This is a genomic window from Pandoraea communis (assembly GCF_902459745.1).
In the GTDB taxonomy this organism is placed as follows: domain Bacteria; phylum Pseudomonadota; class Gammaproteobacteria; order Burkholderiales; family Burkholderiaceae; genus Pandoraea; species Pandoraea communis.
The window spans coordinates 214373-234417 of sequence record NZ_CABPSJ010000004.1 but is presented as its reverse complement, the minus strand read 5'-3'; the positions used below and the strand labels follow the sequence as shown (position 1 = coordinate 234417).

Below are 20045 nucleotides of genomic sequence, written 5' to 3'. Positions count from 1 at the left end.
TACTTGTCTGGCATCCTCTCTCGGCGCTTAACGCTCCCGATCTGATCGCACCGTTTTCGTGCGCTCCGTTTGCCCTCTCGACAAGCTCACTCCCGCTCCCATATCCGTGTTCGGTCGCCTGTATGGCATGTGCCATACGTGCTTCGCTCGCTTTTCGCTAGCGCATTGCTCGCGCTTCGCCCATGAAAAATAATAACTATCATCATCAGTACAACGGGTATTCCGTCTCCCCTTCGGCATATCGATTGCCCGACGGCTGGTTTGCCGCCAATTTGCTGCTTGTGCGTAGCGATGCCGCTAACACCGAGTCCACCTCTTACGCATTCCATGCGCTCGAATATTTCGAAGACGAAATGCAAGCGTTGGGGCATGCATCGACTTGGGCACGCGACTGGATCGACAATCGCGGCTAACTTGCCGTCTGGCACTTTCATGCTTGGCAGATAAATGGGTTCTTGGCAAAGCCCGTAGTGGTGGGTTTGTCGGCCCCGAAGCAGGTAGGTCGTTCCACCTGCTGGCAGATCATCACGCAAAGACTTCGGGCACACTCACCGGCGCGCCCGAGCGCCGTTGCGCGAAACGTCCGAACAGCGCCACGTCAATTCGGTCTGCGCTCTTCAGACTGCACGACGCGCTCAAGATCGACATGGTTGAGCTCGTCGACCTTTACGAGCGAAGAATTTGACCTGCCCCGTCTAGAGACTGGGATGGGATAACAGAACACATAATTATTATATTTTTCGCTTCTCGTTATCCCGCAGCGCCGGACCAGCACGACGACCACAGTCGGGATCGTCGCAACCACCGGTTGAGATACGTCCTTAGATAGATTGGCTGCAAACCTAGACCGAGATTTCCGCGTATTTCGTGGTGTTACATCCGGTCGGTGCGAACGGTGGGGGTACTTCTGGTACTGGTCGAGGCCAAAATCACCGTACGTCAGAGTGATTGACGAGCTGATCCACGATACACAACAATAGGCAACCATAAAGGGGACATCGTTGGAACTCATGCAAGTCCCCAACGCGTATGACGACGGAATGGGGATCGTCGATCATTCGCATCGCGGTCCGTGCGCTTTCAAACCGTCCCCCAAATGTCTCGTCGACGTGTGCCGAAACCGCCACCGCTTACAGAGCACCAAAAGCAACGACTCCGCATCCTTGATGCCTGCTCTTCGAAACGCCGTAATCAATGCTAATTACGCGAGAGCCAAGGAGCACGCAGCAGATATTCAATCACTCCTGCGCGCCACCGGACATGAGACCCGCCTCATGCAGGCTAAAAACTGGCTCTTCGAATCTGCGATGCAAGCCGGTGAGCTCAAGGTCGCGGAACTCGGTTTTACTGGGATACGGCAAAAGACCTCGCCGCAGACCAAGGTATATGCAGAAGCGACCGCGCTACTTGCTGTGTGTCTGCTGAGGCAGCGCCGACTTCCGGACGCGGAGCCTTTAATTGCTGAGGTTTTGGCAAGTACCAGCATCCGAGATCTAAATCGTCGACGACGTTTTCTCGCGCATGTCACTCAACGATTCGAGCAAGAGGGCTTTGTCGAGGCAATCCGAAATCTGGACCCATGCAAACTCGACTTCGAGGCAATTCATGACGAGGCATCCCATCTCGTCAGAACCAAGACGGACGACGAAATCTATGCCGATATTGGGAGAGCACTTCCATCGGAGGTTGTAGCATTTGTGCGCAAGGTTGACCTGACAACGAGGCGTCAGTTGACCGTGACCGAGATCAAGTATTTGCCGCCCAGCGCGAATCTCGAAAAGAAGTCTGAACTTGGGAAGTCGTTCTTCTCGTCTCTCAAGCTCGTCGTATGGCGATCACTGTGCGATCCAGCCAGTGAAATATACAAGGCTTGGTACTCTCAAGGGATGAGCGCCTTTCCTTCCAAGAAGTACTACGCGCTTGCGTTAACCTCGGTGCTCGCCGACATCGGTTTCGGCATCAAGGCAATCGCCGTTTCGGTAACCGCACCGTTGATCAAACTGGGCTTGGAGGTTTATTGCGATCGCTATAAGCCCGCAGACATTCTCGTGCCTCCGGGCAGCAAGAGCTAATCTAGGTTTCGGGCGACCAAGAAAGCCCCAACACCGCCTGAAATCGGACCAAATGGAATCTCAAAAAGCGCCTGCGATGGGAATCGATCCCAAGGCGCTTATCCCGGAATCGCACCCACCGACAAAACGCGCAAATTGCCAAAATCTCCCAACCCCGCTTAGAATGCCGGTCTTCGCGGGCGTCGTATAATGGTAATACCCTAGCTTCCCAAGCTAGAGCCGTGGGTTCGATTCCCATCGCCCGCTCCAACACCCTCTCTGTTATTTCTCCGCTAGATTGTTCTGCCACTGACGTCACGCCGACGCCTTGTGCTTATGGCCGCGCGGCTTGCCACGATCAGGTGGAGTAAAATCCGCTTCCCATGCGCTTCTCCGACTTCGATCAACGCCTCGCCGCACTCGGCGCTCAACCTGTCCATCGTGGCCGGGTGGCTCGCGTCTGGCTGAACGGACAAGCACTCGACACCGGCACGCGCCGTCGCAGTTCAGAACACTTCCTGCCGCTCGCGCTGCGAAATGCCCTTCCCGCACTCACCGCAGAACTCGACGGCCTCGCCCGCGTCCGCTCGGAACACACGGGCAACGACGGCTCGCGCCTGCTCGTCGAACTCGCGGACGGTCAGATGGTGGAAAGCGTATTGCTGCCGCGCGACGGCCTCTGCGTCTCCACGCAAGTCGGCTGCGCCGTCGGCTGCCGCTTCTGCATGACCGGCAAGAGTGGCCTGATCCGCCAGATCTCAAGCATGGAAATCCTCGCCCAAGTCGTACTGGCGAGACGTCGGCGCGCAGTGAAGAAAGTCGTCTTCATGGGAATGGGTGAGCCAGCGCACAACCTCGACAACGTGCTCGAAGCCATCGACCTGCTGGGCACCGAAGGCAATATCGGCCACAAGAACCTAGTGTTCTCCACCGTGGGCGACCTGCGCGTGTTCGACGCCCTGCCCCGGCGACGCATCAAGCCCGCACTGGCGCTGTCGTTGCACACCACCAAGGCCGACCTGCGCGCCCACCTGCTACCACGCGCACCGAAAATTGCACCGGATGCGCTGATCGACCTCGGCGAAAAATACGCTCGCGACACCGGCTACCCGATCCAATATCAATGGACGCTGCTCAACGGCATCAACGACGGCGACGATGAGCTCGACGCCGTCGTGCGCTTGCTCAAAGGGAAATACGGCGTGCTCAACGTCATCCCCTTCAATAGTCTCGAAGGCGACGACTACCAGCGCCCAGATCGCCAACGCATTCGCGAGATCGTCCGCTATCTGCACAGCCGCGGCGTACTGACTAAGGTGCGAGACAGCGCCGGGCAAGACGTCGATGGCGGTTGCGGACAATTGCGCGCTCGCGCCATCGGCGAAACGAAAGTGGTTGAACTGCACAGCACGCGGTAAGCGCGCGGCGCAGTAAGTTCACGCAGCGTTGGCGCGCGACAGTTCGCGGAAATTCATCCAGTGCGAACTCACCAGCCAGCCAGCATCCACCGGCAAACTCACCCCTGTGATTGCGCTCGACTGATCGCACATCAGGAAGCTAACGGCCGCCGCAATCTCGTCGGTACCGACCAGACGCCCCAGCGCCGAATGCGCTTCAATCGCAGTGGCGCTGCGCTTGCCCGTCGCAAGCTTGTCCTCGAAGATTGGCGTCAGCGTGAAGCCGGGGGCGACCGCATTGACGCGAATGCAAGACGCGCCCAATTCGCCCGCCGCCAACTGCGTCATCGCACCGAGTGCCACCTTCGTCGGGGAATAGGCATGCAGCGGCAACGGACGTAGTTCGTTGATCGACGTGATGTTGACGACCGCACCCGCGCCCGCCTGCTTCATCAGCGGCGCAAACACCCGCAGACAATGCTGGGCGCCGAAGTAATTCACTTCCCACACACGCCGCTGCATGTCGTCGTCCATCTCCAGCATCGGCACGACGTCTTGTAGCAGGCCCGCGACATTCACCAGCCCCGCAACGCCACAGCGCTCGCGCAGAGATGCCGCCAGGACATCGACCGCTGCATGGTCGGTCACGTCGAGCGCCGCCAGCGTCATCCTCGGCTCGGCAGCACGCGCGCCAAAGACATCGCGCAAACGGGCAAGATCGAGATCCGTGGCCACCACATGCCAGCCGTCATCGAAGAGGCGGTTCGCCACCGCCAAGCCAATGCCGCCGCTCGCTCCGGTCACAACCACGGCGTGGCCGCTATCGCGCAAAATGTCCAATGATTTGCGCTTCGCGCGCTCAGGGGATGAGGTCATACCATGCGTCTCCGTCAGGGGGGGTTGTCGCCTTAATTTCTAAACAATTCGTTTAGTTTATCAACACCCCCATCCGACGCGTCAAGCCTTTTTTGCCGCCCCCTTCGCACGCGCGGTCTTCGCGGGCGCGGCTTTTGTACCTCGCGCAGTCTTCGCCGCCATCGCAGGCACCTTGCCGTTCGGGCCGATCAGGCCTTGCATGACAAGGTCGACGTGCTCGCGTACAAACGCCCGCGTCAGCGGCTTGTGGCCGACGAGCAAGCGGTAATAAAGCGGCGCGTAGAGGATGTCGAGCACGACATCGGGGTCGCCCGGTTTGATCAGCCCGCGTGCCACAGCGTCGCGCACGATCTCCACGCCCTGCTGACGGCGCGCCGACACGTAACCGTCGCGAAACGCCTGCGCGATTTCCGGATCGGACTGTCCTTCCGCAATCAGCGCGCTGATCATCGTGCCCATCGGCCCGCAGAATTCCTCGGCCATCTTGAGCAGACGCGAAAAAATGCTGTCGAGCTGCAACTCTTCCGGATACGGCAACGCCTGCCCCGCCTCACGCAGGAAGGCCGTCATGATCACCGACGCGCGGTTCGGCCACCACTTGTAGATCGTCGCCTTGCTCACACCCGCCGCAGTCGCAATGGATTCCATCGTCGTCGCGGATAACCCCTGCTCAAGCAACAAACGATATGCCGCGTCGAGCACGGCGCGCTCCGCCTCCACACTGCGTTTGCGTCCGCGCCGGCCTGCCGCGGGAGATTCGGGATTCAACTGACTTGACATTCGCTTTGCCCAGACAAATACTAAACTAAACGTTTAGTTTATAAATTTCGTCACCGCTTTGGAAGCTCGTCGAGCGGTACGTCGGTTTGGAGAATGGAATGCAGAAGTCTGACACAGTTTTTTCTTCATTTGCCCTGCCCGCGGGCGAAGCATTGGCCGACACCGGCATCACGCCGGCCGAGCAACGCGTGCGCGAAGATCTCGCTGCCGCGTATCGCCTATGCGCGCTCAACGGCTGGGACGACTTGATCTACACGCACTTGTCTGCGCGCGTGCCTGGCCCTTCGCATCATTTCCTCGTGAATCCGCTCGGTCTGGCGTTCGACGAAATCACGGCATCGAATCTCGTGAAGATCGACCTCGACGGTCGAGTCATCGGCAACTCATCTTACCGTCCCAATGCGGCCGGCTTCGTGATTCACGGGTGCATCCACGCAGCGCGTGAAGATGCCGCCTGTGTGATGCATCTGCACACCGAGGCGGGCATGGCGTTGTCTGCGCTGGAAGACGGTCTGCTGCCCATCACGCAGCACGCCATGCGCTTTGTAGGACGCCTCGGTTATCACGATTACGAAGGCATCGCTCTCACCATCGGCGAGCGCGAGCGGTTGCTTGCCGACCTGGGCAGCAACGCAGCCCTGATTCTGCGCAATCACGGCACGCTTACCGTAGGACGCTCGGTAGGTCATGCCTTCGTGGAAATGTTCTATCTGGAGAAAGCGGCCCGCGCGCAATTGCTCGCGCAGGCGACGGGTGCACCGCTGCGGATTCCGGCACCGGACATCGCCGCCTTGACGGCCCATCAGTGGGTGACGGATCTACGCGGCTCGGGTGATCGCGAGTGGCCTCCCCTGTTGCGTCAACTGGAGCGCTACGGCGACGACTACAAGCGTTAATGCATTGAAGTGAAGCTGTGCGGTACGAATAAGAAATACGAAATGGGCAGTTGGCAGTGACCAGCAAACATAACAGAACCATGACGGAGACACCCCTTGAACCCGACCCTTGCATCACAGGCGAGCCAATCGGCCGCCGGTGGCGATAACGCCGCCGCGCTGGACTCCCGCATCGCGCAGGAGACGATTGGCCAGCTATTCCGGCGCATTCTGCCCTTCCTGATCCTCTGCTACATCGTCGCTTTTCTCGATCGTGTGAACGTCGGCTTCGCTGCCCTGCACATGAATGGCGATCTCGGATTCACCGCGACCGTCTACGGTTTCGGCGCGGGTATCTTCTCGATCGGCTATTTCGTCTTCGAGGTACCGAGCAACCTGATCCTCCATCGGGTAGGCGCGCGCATCTGGATCGCCCGCATCATGGTGACGTGGGGCTTTGTCTCAGCGGGGTTCGCGTTCGTTTCAGGCGAAACGTCGTTCTATGTGATGCGCTTCCTGCTCGGCGTCGCCGAAGCGGGGTTCTTCCCCGGCATCGTGTTGTACCTGAGCCTCTGGTTCCCGGGACGCGCCATGGCGCGTGCGACAGCGATCTTCATTCTGGGTCTGCCGCTGGCGGTGCTAATCGGTGCACCACTCTCGACAGCCATTCTCACGTCGTTCCATGACTTCGCCGGACTGCGCGGCTGGCAATGGATGTTCCTGCTCGAGGGGGCATTGGCTGTGGTGGTCGGCGTCATCGCCTACTTCGTACTTGGCAGCTCGCCCGACAAGATCACGTGGTTGACCGAAACCCAACGCGACTGGCTGGTGCGAACGCTCGCGCAGGAGCGCGCCGCGAAGGAAAGCGCGCGGCAATATAGCGTCATGCAGACGCTGCTCTCGGGCAAGGTGCTGCTGCTCGCGTTGGCGATCTTCTGCAACATCACCGCGCTGTTCGGCATCACCTTGTGGATGCCGCAGATCATCAAGGGCATCGGCGGGCTCGACAACACACGCGCGGGGCTGCTCAGTGCCGTGCCGTATGTGTGCGCTGGCATCGCCATGGTGATCAACGCGCGGCATTCCGACAAGACCGGCGAGCGCCGCTGGCACATTCTCGTGCCGGCAGCGATCGGTGCGGTGGGCTTGGTGATGGCGGGAAGCGCGACGTCGCCGTACGTCGGCATCATCGGGCTGTGCATCGCCGCAGCGGGGATTCTGGCGTCGAACATTCTGTTCTGGCCGCTTGCCCCGATGTTCCTGACGGGCGCCGCCGCCGCGGCCGGTATTGGTCTAGTGAACTCCGTCGGCAATTTGGGGGGCTTCGTCGGCCCGTACCTGACAGGCTGGGCGAAGGACACCTTCGGCGGATATAGCGCCAGCATGAACACGCTCAGCGTCATGGTGCTCATCTACGGTCTGCTGCTCTTTGCATTCCTCACCGTGACGACGCGACGTGCAGGCATCGTCAGCGCACACGCCGCCACTCCCGTCCGAGGTACGGCAGCGCGCTAAACCTGCTCCCCTCTCCGCCTCGGTTCCGATTCTTTACTTTGCCCGGGCGCGCGGCGCGCGCTCGGTTCTTGCCATGAATATTGCCAATACCCTTGCGCGGGCCGCCGTACGGCATCCCGCCCACATTGCGACTTATCTCGGCGAATCGCCGCAGTTCGACTACGCCACGCTGGCGCGCCGCTGCGCCGGCATCGCCGGCGGCCTTCGCTCTCTAGAGCTGGCCGATGGCGCTCGCGTAGCGCTATGGATGCGCAATCGGCCCGAGTATCTCGAATGGCTCTATGCCATCTGGTGGGCGGGCCTCGTCGCGGTACCGATCAACGCGAAACTGCATCCGCGCGAAGCCGCGTTCATCGTCGGCGACTCGCAAGCGGAAGTGGTGCTGGCAGAAGCAGAGGACGCACAGGCGCTGGCCGAATGTCTTGCGACGCCGACGATTTGCCTCTCGCCGGAAGATGATCGTGTGCGTGAATGGGTGAAGGCGGATGCGTCGCAATCTGTGCCTGTGGCATCGCGCGAGAACACGGACCTCGCATGGATCTTTTACACGTCCGGGACGACAGGACGACCCAAGGGCGTCATGCTCTCGCATCGCAACCTCTGGTCGATGGCGGCGTGCTACATCGCAGACGTGGATGCGGTCGGCCGCGAAGACCGCACGCTTTATGCCGCGCCGATGTCGCACGGCGCTGGGCTGTACAGCGTGGTCTTCATGATGCAAGCCGCGGGGCACGTGTTTCCTGCGTCGGGCGGATTCGACGCGCAAGAGATGTTTGCGCTTGCCGATTCCCTCGGCGGCATCTCGTGCTTCGCCGCGCCCACGATGGTCAATCGTCTGGTGCGCCACGCGCAGGCAGCCGGTGCATCGTCCGAAGGGTTCAAGACGATCGTGTATGGCGGCGGCCCGATGTATACGGCGGATATCGAATGCGCGTTGTCGGTGATGGGCTCGCGCTTCGTGCAGATCTACGGTCAGGGCGAGTCGCCGATGACAATCTCCGTGTTGCCGCGTGATTGCATCGCGACACGCGAACATCCGCGCTGGCCGCAACGTCTGGCGTCGGTGGGTCACGCGCACGCGATGGTGGAAGTCGAGGTGGTCGATAGCGACGGCGTGCCCGTGCCCTCGGGAACGGCGGGCGAAGTCGTGGTGCGCGGCGACGTCGTCATGCAGGGCTACTGGCGTAATCCGGAAGCGACGGCAAAGACACTTCGCAACGGCTGGCTATGGACGGGCGATATCGGCGTGTTGGACGACGATGGTTTCCTCACGCTAAAAGACCGCTCGAAGGATGTCATCATCTCCGGCGGTACGAACATCTATCCGCGTGAAGTGGAAGAAGTGCTGCTGCGCGCCGACGGGGTAGCCGAGGTCGCGGTCATTGGGGAGCCGGATCCGGAATGGGGCGAAGTGGTCGTGGCTTATGTCGTCTGCACACCGGGTGCCGCGCTAGAGAGCGCGGAACTGGATAAGCACTGTCTGGCGCACATCGCGCGATTCAAACGCCCGAAGCGGTATGTGCCCGTCGATGCCCTGCCGAAGAACCACTACGGGAAGATATTGAAGACGGCATTGCGTGTCGGTGGCGCTTGAGGGAGGTGAAGCGCCGACAGAGATCATCACCGATGGGACGGGGCGACATTGCTCCGTCCTTAGGCGTCGCTCTCGCGGGCTCGATGGGAATCGATCCCAAGGCCCTCACCCTAGAATCGTACCCACCTGCAAAACGCATCGATTGCCAAAAACCCCCAACCCCGCGTAAAATGCCGCTCTGCGCGGGCGTCGTATAATGGTAATACCCTAGCTTCCCAAGCTAGAGCCGTGGGTTCGATTCCCATCGCCCGCTCCAGAATTCTTCTAAGAAGCCGTCCTCGTGACGGCTTTTTTGTTTTCTGCAATCGAATTCCGCTCACCGCTGAGTCGTCCGCCGTGGGCGGCGTTTACCACGAGCGAATTGATCATCGGCGCAACGTTCGCCGCCGTGGGCCGGGACCGCGATGGCAGCCCTCGCTCTCGCCAGACTGTTGCCTTGCCTTCGCTCGGGTCTCGCCCAAGCCCCCGAGGCTGTGTGCTCCGCTTGCTGAGCCAGCTCACATGAAAATGTCGGCTATGTCGGAGAAGAATTTGGCCACCGGTGCAGCCCGGCTTGCCCACGTACCTACCGTCACCAATCCGTCGCAAAGAAGTCCCCAGCCCATTTCACACCTCCACTCGTTGTTAAGTTCGATTTCGCCTATCTCGCTTTACATCAGGAGATCGGCCATGTCGGAGAAAAACTTGGCCACCGGTGCAGCCCGGCTTGCCCACGTACCCACCGTCACCAATCCGTCACAAAGAAGTCCCCAGCCCATTTCACACCTCCAGTGTTTGCTTCGTTGTTTCGCGTTTGTCGCGAGTTGGGTCAACGATATACCCCGCAGGGGATCGCGAAAACTGAGATAAATCACAGTCGGCGTATGCGCCAGGGGTAACGGCAGTGGCAATGCCGTCGCACGGCGGCCAGACGGCACCAGACAGCCGCCATCCGGCCATGACGAGTCGCTGAACTGGCCTCGTCACGCCCGTCAAGTCCCCCGCCCGAGTGTCAAGCGGTAAAGGGGAGGCGCGCGCAGTGTAAACTGCTGGGTTTTTGACCCCTCAGTGGAATGGTGCAAGTGCCCCGGCGTCCCGTTATCAGCGCCCCCACCCTCATCCGCTCTCTGGCCCGTATCAGCACGTTCACGCCGCCCGAAGCTGCGCCGTCGCTGTCGGACCGCATGAGTCAGTGGGTTGGCTGGACCGACGCCATCGCCCTGTCGTCGGCCCTCAAAGCCCCTCCGCCCGCCGCAATGCCCGGCGTGCGCGCGGCTGCGCACGGCGCGGCAAGCGAACTGGCACGCGTACGCGCAGACCTCGCCGCAGCGATTGCCCGCGATTGCGGTCTCGCCGCCGCGCCCGGCGGGCAGATCCGGGCATTGAGCGCCGCCGAGCGTCAACGGGCAGCGTCCTTTGCGGAGTTTCCGGCCTATCGGCAACGCTATGCGACGTCGCAACAGACGATGGACACGGCAATCAGCGCCCTGCGCACCCGTCTGCGCGGACAGTTGGCCGCGCAATCACCGGACACCGCGCGGCTCGCCAGCGTCGACACCGTCATGGAGCGCGTCATGGGCGCACGCGAGCGCACACTGCTCGCCAGCGTGCCGAATCTGCTCGAAGCGCACTTCGTACGGCTGCGCGACACGGAGCAGGCGGCGATGGCCGCCCCGCGCGTGCCCGGCGCACCGCCGCTCGCGCCCGCCGGCACGTGGCTCGACACCTTCCACCGGGACATGCAAAGCATTCTGCTTGCGGAACTGGATATACGCCTTGAACCGATCGAAGGGCTGATCGCCGCCCTCACTTCGATTCACCCCGGCGAAAACGTTAGTGAACCCGGACAACATGACCCGTTACCTCGTTGATCTCGTTGCCTTTGCCGCAGGTCTTGCCGTCGTCGGCTGGATCGCCATCGGCTATGCAGGCACCAATACCCTCGCGCTGGCCGTCGCCCTGCTGATCGCCGCCGTCTATCTCATCGGCGCCCTCGAACTCAAACGCTTCCATCAAGCGACCGACGCCCTCGCCAATGCCGTCTCCGGCCTGAACGCAGCGCCCGCGTCGCTGCCCTCGTGGCTCGATACGCTCCCTGCCGGGCTGCGCACCGCCGTGCGCCTGCGCGTCGAAGGCGAGCGCGTCGGCCTGCCCGGCCCGGCCCTCACGCCGTACCTCGTCGGGCTGCTCGTGCTGCTGGGCATGCTCGGCACCTTCCTCGGCATGGCAGCCACGCTGCGCGGCACCGGCCTCGCGCTCGAAGGCGCCACCGATCTCGAAGCAATTCGTGCCTCGCTGGCGTCTCCGGTAAAGGGCCTCGGCTTCGCATTCGGCACGTCGGTGGCCGGTGTCGCTACCTCGGCCATGCTAGGCCTGCTGGCCGCGCTCGCCCGTAAGCAACGCGCGCAAGTCGTGCAATCGCTCGACGCCCATATCGTCACGACGTTGCGCGGCTTCTCGCAACAGCATCAACGCGAAACCACGTTGCAACTCCTTGCGCAACAGGCGACGGTCATGCCCGCCCTCGTCGACCGGCTGCAAGACATGATGGCCGCGATGGAGCGCCAGAGTCAGGCGCTTGGCGAACGGCTCGCCGCCAATCAGGACGCGCTTCACGCGAAGACCGATGCGTCCTACGCGCAACTCACCAGCGCCATGCAGCAATATCTGAAGGACAGTGTGGCCACTACGGCGAGTGCCGCCGGCGCCGCCATCCGGCCGGAAGTCGAAGCGACGATGGCGAGTCTCGCGCGTGAAACAGCATCGTGGCATCAGACCGTCGCCGGCGCGATGCAGGATCGAATGGACGGCCTGTCCGATCGCTTCGAAGCCACCACCGAACGCGTAGCAAATGTCTGGAAAGACTCGCTCGACGCTCAATTGCGCACCAACGAATCGCTCGCGACCGGTCTGCGCACCGCCCTGGGGGAGTTCACACAGACGTTCGACACGCGCGCCGCGCGCCTGGTCGACGATGTCGCCACACGCCTCGAAGCCGTCACCGGACAAGTCAGCAGCGCCCATGCCGGGGTCGCCCACACCTGGGAGACGTCGCTCGCCGCGCAACAGCGCACCAACGACTCGCTCGCCAAGGATCTTGGCGCGACGCTCGCGCAATTTGCCCAGACCTTCGAGACACGTTCGGCCGGGCTGCTCGCCGACGTCACTACGCGCCTCGATAACGCCACGGGCAGCATTGCGACTGCGCAGACGACCGTGGCTCAGGCGTGGGCGCAAGCCCTGTCTCAACAACAGCGCTCGCACGACGCCCTCACACAAGATCTCGGCATCGCGCTGGAACGCTTCGCACAAACGTTCGAAGCCCGCTCCCAAACGTTGCTTGCCGATGTCGCCACCAAGCTCGACGCCGCCAGCGGAAATGTCACCGGGGCACATGAGCGGGTTGCGCAGGCGTGGGATCAATCGATCGCGCTGCAACAGCAGGCCAACGCCGCGCTGAACACCGAACTCGCCGCCGCGCTCACCCGCTTCACCGAGACCTTCGAGCAACGCTCGGCACACTTGATCGACGGCGTAAGCCAGCGCACCGAAGGCGCGATGCACAGCGTATCGGAGACGGCCGCAGTCGTGTCCGGGGAATGGAAACAAGCGCTCACGGCGCAGCAGTCCGCAAACGATGCGCTCGCACGCGATCTGGGCGGCGCACTCGTGCGCTTTGCCGAAACCTTCGAGGCGCGCGCTTCGCAACTGCTGCAAAGTGTCTCGGCACAAATGGACTCGACGTCGGAAAACGTCGCACAAACATGGCGCGACGCCATCGCAGAACACGCACGCACGAGCGAGCGGTTGGCCGACGGCAACCAGCAACTCGTCGCCGCAACGACCGGGGCATTGACGCAGCACAGCGCGTCGCTGCTGCAAGCATTGAACGCGGCCAACACCGCGCATCACGACGCCACCGCCGAGCGCGAAACGCAGCGCCTGTCCGCGTGGACCGAAACGCTCGAAGGCACGCTCGCCACGCTGCGCTCGGAATGGCAAAAGGTCGGCGCGCAAACCGCCAGCCAGCAACAGGCCATCTGCGACACGCTCGCCCGCACCGCGCTCGAAATGTCCGAACAGACGCGCGCCAATGCGAGCGACACCATTGCCGAGATCTCGCGTCTGGTGCAAACCGCGTCAGAAGCGCCGAAAGCCGCCGCCGAGATCATCGGCGAACTGCGTCAGAAGCTCTCGGACAGCATGGTGCGCGACAACGCCATGCTCGACGAACGCTCGCGCCTGCTCGACACACTGGGCACGCTGCTCGACACCGTCAGGCACGCCGGTAACGAGCAACGCGCCGCCGTCGATGAACTGGTCACGACGTCCGCGCAATTGCTCGAGCGCGCCGGCACGAACCTGGGCGACGCCATCGCCGCTCAGACCGAGAAGCTCGCCGCCGCATCGGCACAGGTCACCGGCAGCGCCGTGGAAATCGCCAGCCTTGGCGACGCCTTCGGGGCAGCCGTGCAATCGTTCGGTGAATCGAACACGCAATTGCTCGAGCATCTGCAACGCATCGAAGCCGCGCTCGACAAGTCGATGGCGCGCAGCGACGAACAGCTTGGCTACTACGTCGCACAGGCGCGTGAGGTGGTGGAACTGAGTGTGATGTCGCAGAAGCAGATTCTCGAGAACCTTCAGGATATGGCGCAGACGCGGGCACAACCGGGTAGCGTGGCAGCATGAGGGAAGATTTCGACGCGGATATCGCAGACAGCGGCGATGTCGGTGCCGCAGCGCCGACGTGGGCCGTCTTCGGCGATCTGATGTCAGTGATGCTCGGCGCGTTCGTCCTCATCATGCTGGGCGTGATCGGCGTGCAGATCGAACTGTCCGCCAAGCTCGAACGCGAAGTGAAAGAGCGGCGTGCCGAAACGCAACGCCGCCAGACACTCGAGCACGCGCTTGCCGGGCCGCTCGCCGGCGGCCGCGTCACGCTCGTGAACGGCCGCATCGGCATCAGCGGCAACGTGCTCTTCGCGCTGAACTCGGACCAGTTGCAGCCACAGGGGCGTGAAGTGCTGCACAGTCTGGCCGCCCCGCTGAGCGCCTATCTGCGCGCAAGCGACGAAATCCTCATGGTCAGCGGCTTCACCGACGATCAGCAGGTGCGTGAGACGAACCGGCGATTCGCCGATAACTGGGAGTTGTCGGCCCAGCGGGCACTCACCGTCACCCGCGAATTGATTGCCGCAGGCGTGCCGCCGTCATCGATCTTCTCGGCAGCGTTCGGTGCCGAGCAACCCGTCACGTCGAACGCCGACGAAGCCGGCCGCGCGAAGAACCGGCGCGTGGAAATCGCGCCGATGCCGCGCAGCAGCGCCAGCAGTGTGGGCAAGCCCCATGCGTGAGGCGATGCGCGTCGAGTGCGACGAAACGATTGCGACGCCGGCAACGCCCGCGCCTGAGGCATCGGACGCATTGCCGGCGCAACTCGCCGCGTGGCGGATGCAAGGCGTCGATAAACGCGATCCTGCACGGTTTCATCGCATCGAAGCGCTGGCGCTGCGCAGCCGTGCCTACACGGGGGATGTGCGACGTGTGCTCGATGAGCGGTTGAAGACGCTCGTCGACGAACTCGTACAATCGCTTGGCGACGCGCCGGTGGCGCCCTCCGATGAAAGCCGTCAGACCTCGCAGCCTGCATCGTCGCCGCTCGCCGTACTCACGGCCGACATCGCGCAACGAGTGGGCACGGGAGAGCGTCCCGCACCGGCAAAGGCACCTGCCAGAGGCCGAGCGGCAACGCCGGCAAGTCAGACGCCACCGGCGCGCGAGGCCGCTCAACCGGGCAGCGTGTCGTCGGCGCCGCAACAGCGCCCCGTCGTGTCACCCTCGCCGATGACCGTGCCCGTCACACCGACGGTCATTTCCACCGACGACGCCTTCGAAGACCTCGATGTTCTCGAGTACTTTCGCGAGACGTGGTCGAAGCTCAGCACCAACGGCAATCTCCGTCAGTCGCTCGCGCAGGTGCCGGAAAACGCAGGGCCGCTCAACTCCAGCCATCTGGTGCACCGCGCGCTCTCACTCATGCACGACGTCTCGCCCGACTATCTACGGCATTTCCTGCGCCATGCAGATGCCCTCTCGTGGCTCGAAGACATGGAGACGACCGGCGTGCTCGGCAACAAGCCCGCTGCCCGCGCCGCCACCGTCACCAAGCCGTCACGCGCGAAGGCTCGCTAACGCCGGCCGGCGGCGGTAACCGGCATCGCGCGCAACGTCGCCGCCCAGAACGCGAGCGCCGTCAGGCTCACACTCGCGCCGAGTACACACACGCCCACCCAGCCAAAAGCCGCGTAAGTTGCCGTCGCAGCGACCGCCCCCAGGCCACTGCCCGTCGCGTAGAACAGCATGTACGCCCCCACGAGACGGCTCGGGGCATCGGTGCGCGCCGCAAAGATCAGGCTCTGATTCGTGACGTGAATCGCCTGTCCGGCGAGATCGAGCAGCAACACGCCCACGATGAGCCAGCCCAGCGACGCCTGCAAGCCCGCCAGCGGCAGCCACGAAAACACCAACAGCGCGAGAGCGACGCCAGTCGTGCGCTGCGCCCACCCACGGTCTGCCCAATACCCCGCGCGCGCTGCGGCCAGCGCCCCCGCCGCGCCAACGAGCCCGAAAGCGCCGATGCTCGTATGCGAGAAGTGGAATGGCGCAGCGGACAGCGGCAACACCAGAGCGCTCCAGAAAATGCTGAACGCCATGAACATCAGCAACGCGATCATGCCGCGAATCTGCAACGTGCGCTCTTCGCGCAACAGACGGAACATCGACGCCAGCAGCACGACGTAGCGCTGCCGCGTACCCGATGTCGGCTGACGCGGCAACGCGCGCCATAGCACTGCGCCAAGCACCACCATTCCCGCCGCCGACGCCAGATACACGCCGCGCCATCCGGTGACGTCGGCAATGCCGCCCGCCATGACTCGCGCCAGAAGCAGACCGACGACCACACCTCCCTGCGTGGCGCCGACGACACGTCCGCGCTCATGCTCACCCGCCGCACTCGACGCGTAGGCGATGAGGCCCTGTGTCATCGCGGTGCCCAGCATGCCGACGAGCGTCATGCCAAGCAGCAGCGCCACGGCAGACGCTGCCGCCGACACGGCCAGCAGACTCAACGTCAGCAGCGCGAGTTGCGCAAGCATGAGGCGTCTGCGCTCCCACTGGTCACCCAACGGCACGAGGAACAGCAATGCCAGCGCGCACCCCGCCTGCGTCGCGCTCACCACACCACCCGCCGCGCCGCGCGAGATCCCGAAGTCGTCCGCCAGCGCATCGAGCAAGGGCTGTGCGTAGTAGACGTTGGCGACGCTCAGCCCCGCCGCACACGCGAAGATCGCCACAAGCGCTCGCGGCATTCGGTGCGCGGCTCGGGACACGTTCGATGGCGCAGACGCGACATGCGTCGATGGACACGATGACATGAAGCCCCCAAAACTAGTTTCAAATTAAGACTTGTTGGATCATAACCAAACCAGTCTTAAAATAAAACTCAATTTTCGCTCCTGCAAAACGCCTTCAACATGACGCAAACCCGATCCGAAGCGCCCGCCCCGTCGCTGGATACCTGTCCCGTCGCGCGCACGGTCGACGTCATCGGCGACCGGTGGAGCCTGCTCATCGTGCGCGACGCCTTCGATGGCGTGCGCCGTTTCGGCGACTTCCTGCGCAGCCTCGGCGTGGCGCGCAGCATGCTGACGACGCGTCTGCGCGCGCTGGTCGAGGCGGGCATCCTCTCGGTGCAGCCCGCCTCGGACGGCACGTCGTACCAGGAATATGTGCTGACGCCTCAGGGCCGCGAACTCTTCACGCTGATCGTGGCGCTACGGCAGTGGGGAGAGAAATACCGCTTCGAGCGGCGCGAGCGTCACTCGACGCTGATCGACACGCGAACCGGCAAGCCGCTGGCCGATTTGCAGCCGACCACTCGCGACGGCCGGCCCGTGGCGCCGGAGGACACTCAGGTCGTCCGGCCGGCGTAAGCGGGACGCCAACTTGCCAGTGGAGGGGGTTCCGGTGGATAATCGAGCCCGTTCCCGACGCCACGGCGCGGGAAAATCCTTTGAAAAATCATCGTGTTGGGCGCTGACATCAGGCCGTAATGCCGGATATGCCGCCCGCCGCAGCACACCTCGACAAGCCGTCGTCCCAGACGGCTTTCTGTTTCCATGACGAACCACGGACAACCGCCGGCTGACGACGCGCAACCGGCCCACGACGACGACGCCGACATCGGCGCGCCGCAATCCCATGCCACGGGCGAAGACGAGACGTTCGTCGGACCGGACGGCGTAGCGCACCCGCGCCGCATTCGCAGCTTCGTGCGCCGCGCCGGACGCAGCTCGGAAGCGCAGAAGCGTGCTTTCGATACGCTCGGCCCGAAGTTCGTGCTGCCGTATGTGCCCGAGCCGCTCGACTGGCCCGCCGCCTTCGGGCGCGCCGATGCACCGCGCATCCTCGAAATCGGCTTCGGCATGGGCGATGGCACCGCGCACATCGCGAAGGTGCGCCCGGCGGACGATTTTCTCGGTGTCGAAGTACACGAGCCGGGCGTGGGCGCGTTGCTCAAGCTCATCGGCGAGACACCTCTGTCGAACGTGCGCATCATTCAGCACGATGCCGTGGAAGTTGTTCAACACATGCTGCCGGAAGGCTCGCTCGACGGCGTGCATGTCTTCTTCCCCGATCCCTGGCACAAGAAGCGCCACCACAAGCGCCGCCTGCTGCAACCGCCGTTCGTGGCACTGCTTGCCTCGCGTCTGAAGCCGGGCGGCTATCTGCACTGTGCGACGGACTGGCAGGAGTATGCCGAGCAGATGCTCGAAGTGCTCGGCGGCGAAGCCACGCTTGAAAATACGGCGGCCGATTACGCACCCCGTCCGGACTATCGTCCCGTGACGAAGTTCGAGAATCGCGGCCTGCGCCTTGGCCACGGCGTGTGGGATCTCGTGTTCCGCAAGCGTGGCTGAAGCCCATCGCGGACATTGCGGAAATGAAGAAGGGCACCACGCGGTGCCCCTTCTTCGTTCTTCGTTCTGCTTCCCGTGTCGCGTGCGTCGGCTCAGTCAGCCCAGACAACCAGCCCGCTGTAACCGGTGGCCAGCACCACCAGCCCGAACACGATGCGATACCACGCGAACGCCGTGAAATCGTGCGACGCGATGTAGCGCAGCAGCCAACGCACACAAATGAAGGCGCTGATGAACGCCGCGATGAAGCCGATGCCGAACAGGCTGACATCGTCGACCGACAGCGTCGAGCGCGCCTTGTAGAGTTCGTAAAGGGTGGCGCCGAACAAAATCGGGATCGCGAGGAAGAACGAAAACTCGGTGGCCACCTTGCGCTCGAGCCCGAACACCATCCCGCCGATAATCGTCGCCCCCGAACGCGACGTGCCCGGCACGAGCGCCAGGCACTGCGCGCAGCCGACTTTCAGGGCGTCGGCAAACGAGAGGTCGTCGATCGAATTCACGCGCGGCAGCTTGCCCGCGTCGGCATTGCGACGGTTGTGCCGTTCCACCAGCAGAATGATCACGCCGCCCACGATGAACGCCGTGGCCACAACAGTCGGATTGAACAATGCCGCCTTGATGTGCTTGCCGAGCAACAGACCGAGCACGATGGCCGGCAGACACGCAACGATCACGTTCACCGCAAAGCGACGTGCCTTCACATCGCTGCCGAGGCCTGCCACCACCTGCGCGATCTTGACGCGAAACTCCCAGCATACGGCGAGAATTGCGCCGAACTGAATCACAATCTCGAAGACCTTACCCTTGTCGTCGTTGAAGTCGAGCAGACTGCCGGCCAGAATCAGGTGACCGGTCGACGAGATCGGCAGAAATTCGGTCAGACCTTCGACTACACCGAGAATGACGGCTTTGAACGCCAGCAACAAGTCCATGCAATGAGTTCCTGAGAAGTCTTGAATAGAGGGTTAGGAAGACAGGCGCGCCGTCAGCGAGCATCGAATTTGACGTTCACCCCGTGCGAAAGCACGGTGATCGTGCCCGGCTGACGCGCCACGCCGCCGATGTTGAGCTGCTCGGGTTTGAACGTGTAGATAGGCGTGCCTTGCAGCAACTGCGTCGCAATCAAGGCACCTGCGGCGTTCAGTTGCCGTGACCAGCGCTCGGGCAACCCATCGATCGTGAAGGTCTCGACTTCCGGATCACGCAATACGACCGACATCGTGGCGGGATCGTACGCAAGCGCGCTGTCGATGGCGAGCGTACCGGTAAGCGGCGCGCCGCCCAGCGGATGCGTTACCGCGGCGTCGACAGATACCGCCAGACGATTGCTCTCCGGCAACAAGGTCAGCCGGGGATGCGTAAGGTTTACGTCGAGCACGGCCAACACACGGCGGTCGAACGGAAACTTACGCTCAAGCGCGCGCTGCAATTGACTTTCCGAGAAGGTGTAGTCGTTGCCGAACGGCAATCCCGCGCAAGCCGCCAGCCCCGCAGCGAGGGCAGCCGCCCCCGTCAACGCCAGCCAACGACGGCGTGAAACCTCTGGCGTTTGCCGTGCGACAGGTGTCTCGCACTGCTCACGAATTGATTGATCTGACTGAGTGCTACCCGGCATGTCACATTCCGCTACAGGGCGCGGGGCGCCCGATACGCGCGACTATAGCATTCGCTTGTGACTCGCTTCTACGCTTCAAGACGCCTCATTGCACCTCGGCGTGCCCGCTCACGCCACTATCGGCGCCGTCATCGCTTCGAGTTGCGACAACCACGCGATCGCCTGCGCGCGATCCTCGCCGCACATCTCGGCCGACGGCTGCAACGAGCCGCAGACCGCCGGACGCTGCGCGCTGCCGAAGATCCGGCAGCGGTCGTCGTCGTCCAACTGCACGCAACGGGTGTTCGCCGGCTTGCCGTTCGGCATGCCGGGAATGGGCGTCGAGATGGAAGGCGCGATGCAACACGCCGCGCAGTGGGATCGGCAGTTCATGAAT

19 protein-coding genes and 2 tRNA genes are annotated in these 20045 nt (G+C 63.0%); 14 read left to right on the top strand and 7 right to left on the bottom strand.

The window, feature by feature from the left end; translation table 11 throughout:
- Positions 1–182: 182 nt before the first annotated feature.
- A complete protein-coding gene (locus PCO31110_RS15715) occupies positions 183–413 on the top strand; it encodes a hypothetical protein (protein WP_010805204.1) in 231 nt (76 codons plus the stop codon).
- A gap of 112 nt (positions 414–525) precedes the next feature.
- On the opposite strand, the gene PCO31110_RS26170 is transcribed toward PCO31110_RS15715, so the two are convergent.
- On the bottom strand, positions 526–648 hold the full coding sequence (locus PCO31110_RS26170) for a hypothetical protein (protein ID WP_256380708.1): 123 nt from the start codon (positions 646–648) through the stop codon (positions 526–528).
- A gap of 353 nt (positions 649–1001) precedes the next feature.
- Here PCO31110_RS26170 and PCO31110_RS15710 point away from each other — a divergent pair, with 353 nt between their 5' ends.
- From PCO31110_RS15710 to PCO31110_RS15700, 3 genes are all read left to right on the top strand, one after another.
- On the top strand, positions 1002–2072 hold the full coding sequence (locus PCO31110_RS15710; RefSeq protein WP_150690838.1) for a hypothetical protein: 1071 nt from the start codon (positions 1002–1004) through the stop codon (positions 2070–2072).
- Positions 2073–2247: 175 nt separating this feature from the next.
- Positions 2248–2321, top strand: a tRNA-Gly gene (locus tag PCO31110_RS15705).
- Between the two features lie 113 nt (positions 2322–2434).
- Positions 2435–3469 (top strand): RNA methyltransferase, encoded by a 1035-nt coding sequence (locus PCO31110_RS15700; protein ID WP_150690837.1) that lies wholly within the window; start codon positions 2435–2437, stop codon positions 3467–3469.
- Positions 3470–3487: 18 nt separating this feature from the next.
- Here PCO31110_RS15700 and PCO31110_RS15695 read toward each other — a convergent pair whose 3' ends face one another.
- The gene (locus tag PCO31110_RS15695; RefSeq protein WP_010805208.1) at positions 3488–4324 is read right to left on the bottom strand and encodes an SDR family NAD(P)-dependent oxidoreductase; all 837 of its coding nucleotides are present in this window, start codon (positions 4322–4324) and stop codon (positions 3488–3490) included.
- An 81-nt stretch (positions 4325–4405) separates the two neighbouring features.
- Positions 4406–5104 (bottom strand): TetR/AcrR family transcriptional regulator, encoded by a 699-nt coding sequence (locus PCO31110_RS15690; RefSeq protein WP_051126538.1) that lies wholly within the window; start codon positions 5102–5104, stop codon positions 4406–4408.
- A 98-nt stretch (positions 5105–5202) separates the two neighbouring features.
- Here PCO31110_RS15690 and PCO31110_RS15685 point away from each other — a divergent pair, with 98 nt between their 5' ends.
- From PCO31110_RS15685 to PCO31110_RS15650, 8 genes are all read left to right on the top strand, one after another.
- Positions 5203–6000, top strand: a complete 798-nt coding sequence (locus PCO31110_RS15685) for a class II aldolase/adducin family protein (RefSeq protein WP_010805210.1) — start codon at positions 5203–5205, stop codon at positions 5998–6000.
- Positions 6001–6096: 96 nt separating this feature from the next.
- Positions 6097–7494 (top strand): MFS transporter, encoded by a 1398-nt coding sequence (locus PCO31110_RS15680; RefSeq protein ID WP_010805211.1) that lies wholly within the window; start codon positions 6097–6099, stop codon positions 7492–7494.
- Between the two features lie 73 nt (positions 7495–7567).
- The gene (locus tag PCO31110_RS15675; RefSeq protein WP_150690836.1) at positions 7568–9088 is read left to right on the top strand and encodes a class I adenylate-forming enzyme family protein; all 1521 of its coding nucleotides are present in this window, start codon (positions 7568–7570) and stop codon (positions 9086–9088) included.
- A gap of 182 nt (positions 9089–9270) precedes the next feature.
- Positions 9271–9344 (top strand) — tRNA-Gly (locus PCO31110_RS15670).
- 796 nt (positions 9345–10140) lie between these two features.
- The gene (locus PCO31110_RS15665) at positions 10141–10938 is read left to right on the top strand and encodes a DUF3348 domain-containing protein (protein WP_150690835.1); all 798 of its coding nucleotides are present in this window, start codon (positions 10141–10143) and stop codon (positions 10936–10938) included.
- Entirely contained in the window at positions 10919–13759 is a 2841-nt protein-coding gene (locus PCO31110_RS15660) for a DUF802 domain-containing protein (protein ID WP_150690834.1), read from the top strand. Before PCO31110_RS15665 ends, PCO31110_RS15660 begins: the two co-directional genes overlap by 20 nt.
- Entirely contained in the window at positions 13756–14424 is a 669-nt protein-coding gene (locus PCO31110_RS15655; RefSeq protein WP_150690833.1) for an OmpA family protein, read from the top strand. The genes PCO31110_RS15660 and PCO31110_RS15655 overlap by 4 nt, the downstream gene beginning before the upstream one ends.
- Positions 14417–15262 carry a DUF2894 domain-containing protein gene (locus PCO31110_RS15650; RefSeq protein WP_150690832.1) on the top strand — a complete coding sequence of 282 codons (846 nt, stop codon included), beginning with the start codon at positions 14417–14419 and terminating at the stop codon, positions 15260–15262. Before PCO31110_RS15655 ends, PCO31110_RS15650 begins: the two co-directional genes overlap by 8 nt.
- Here PCO31110_RS15650 and PCO31110_RS15645 read toward each other — a convergent pair.
- Positions 15259–16440 carry an MFS transporter gene (locus PCO31110_RS15645; protein WP_150690831.1) on the bottom strand — a complete coding sequence of 394 codons (1182 nt, stop codon included), beginning with the start codon at positions 16438–16440 and terminating at the stop codon, positions 15259–15261. The genes PCO31110_RS15650 and PCO31110_RS15645 overlap by 4 nt on opposite strands.
- A 165-nt stretch (positions 16441–16605) precedes the next feature.
- Between PCO31110_RS15645 and PCO31110_RS15640 the strand changes: the two genes are divergently transcribed.
- The gene (locus PCO31110_RS15640) at positions 16606–17064 is read left to right on the top strand and encodes a winged helix-turn-helix transcriptional regulator (RefSeq protein WP_150690830.1); all 459 of its coding nucleotides are present in this window, start codon (positions 16606–16608) and stop codon (positions 17062–17064) included.
- Between the two features lie 186 nt (positions 17065–17250).
- A complete protein-coding gene (gene trmB, locus PCO31110_RS15635; RefSeq protein ID WP_010804087.1) occupies positions 17251–18051 on the top strand; it encodes a tRNA (guanosine(46)-N7)-methyltransferase TrmB in 801 nt (266 codons plus the stop codon).
- Between the two features lie 92 nt (positions 18052–18143).
- Here the strand turns inward: trmB and PCO31110_RS15630 are convergent, their stop codons facing one another.
- From PCO31110_RS15630 to PCO31110_RS15620, 3 genes are all read right to left on the bottom strand, one after another.
- On the bottom strand, positions 18144–18986 hold the full coding sequence (locus PCO31110_RS15630; RefSeq protein ID WP_010804086.1) for an undecaprenyl-diphosphate phosphatase: 843 nt from the start codon (positions 18984–18986) through the stop codon (positions 18144–18146).
- Between the two features lie 53 nt (positions 18987–19039).
- Positions 19040–19669, bottom strand: a complete 630-nt coding sequence (locus PCO31110_RS15625; protein WP_150690829.1) for a DUF1439 domain-containing protein — start codon at positions 19667–19669, stop codon at positions 19040–19042.
- A 108-nt stretch (positions 19670–19777) separates the two neighbouring features.
- Complete coding sequence (locus tag PCO31110_RS15620) at positions 19778–20041, bottom strand: YkgJ family cysteine cluster protein (protein ID WP_150690828.1); 264 nt, start codon at positions 20039–20041, stop codon at positions 19778–19780.
- Positions 20042–20045 lie beyond the last annotated feature (4 nt).

What these genes read in the sequence shown, in the direction of transcription:
- PCO31110_RS15715 (WP_010805204.1), top strand. Translation starts at nt 183, where the DNA reads ATGAAAAATAATAACTATCATCATCAGTACAACGGGTATTCCGTCTCC.
- PCO31110_RS26170 (WP_256380708.1), bottom strand. Translation starts at nt 648, where the DNA reads ATGTCGATCTTGAGCGCGTCGTGCAGTCTGAAGAGCGCAGACCGAATT.
- PCO31110_RS15700 (WP_150690837.1), top strand. Translation starts at nt 2,435, where the DNA reads ATGCGCTTCTCCGACTTCGATCAACGCCTCGCCGCACTCGGCGCTCAA.
- PCO31110_RS15695 (WP_010805208.1), bottom strand. Translation starts at nt 4,324, where the DNA reads ATGACCTCATCCCCTGAGCGCGCGAAGCGCAAATCATTGGACATTTTG.
- PCO31110_RS15690 (WP_051126538.1), bottom strand. Translation starts at nt 5,104, where the DNA reads ATGTCAAGTCAGTTGAATCCCGAATCTCCCGCGGCAGGCCGGCGCGGA.
- PCO31110_RS15685 (WP_010805210.1), top strand. Translation starts at nt 5,203, where the DNA reads ATGCAGAAGTCTGACACAGTTTTTTCTTCATTTGCCCTGCCCGCGGGC.
- PCO31110_RS15675 (WP_150690836.1), top strand. Translation starts at nt 7,568, where the DNA reads ATGAATATTGCCAATACCCTTGCGCGGGCCGCCGTACGGCATCCCGCC.
- PCO31110_RS15665 (WP_150690835.1), top strand. Translation starts at nt 10,141, where the DNA reads ATGGTGCAAGTGCCCCGGCGTCCCGTTATCAGCGCCCCCACCCTCATC.
- PCO31110_RS15660 (WP_150690834.1), top strand. Translation starts at nt 10,919, where the DNA reads ATGACCCGTTACCTCGTTGATCTCGTTGCCTTTGCCGCAGGTCTTGCC.
- PCO31110_RS15655 (WP_150690833.1), top strand. Translation starts at nt 13,756, where the DNA reads ATGAGGGAAGATTTCGACGCGGATATCGCAGACAGCGGCGATGTCGGT.
- PCO31110_RS15650 (WP_150690832.1), top strand. Translation starts at nt 14,417, where the DNA reads ATGCGTGAGGCGATGCGCGTCGAGTGCGACGAAACGATTGCGACGCCG.
- PCO31110_RS15645 (WP_150690831.1), bottom strand. Translation starts at nt 16,440, where the DNA reads ATGCCGCGAGCGCTTGTGGCGATCTTCGCGTGTGCGGCGGGGCTGAGC.
- PCO31110_RS15640 (WP_150690830.1), top strand. Translation starts at nt 16,606, where the DNA reads ATGACGCAAACCCGATCCGAAGCGCCCGCCCCGTCGCTGGATACCTGT.
- trmB (WP_010804087.1), top strand. Translation starts at nt 17,251, where the DNA reads ATGACGAACCACGGACAACCGCCGGCTGACGACGCGCAACCGGCCCAC.
- PCO31110_RS15630 (WP_010804086.1), bottom strand. Translation starts at nt 18,986, where the DNA reads ATGGACTTGTTGCTGGCGTTCAAAGCCGTCATTCTCGGTGTAGTCGAA.
- PCO31110_RS15625 (WP_150690829.1), bottom strand. Translation starts at nt 19,669, where the DNA reads ATGCCGGGTAGCACTCAGTCAGATCAATCAATTCGTGAGCAGTGCGAG.
- PCO31110_RS15620 (WP_150690828.1), bottom strand. Translation starts at nt 20,041, where the DNA reads ATGAACTGCCGATCCCACTGCGCGGCGTGTTGCATCGCGCCTTCCATC.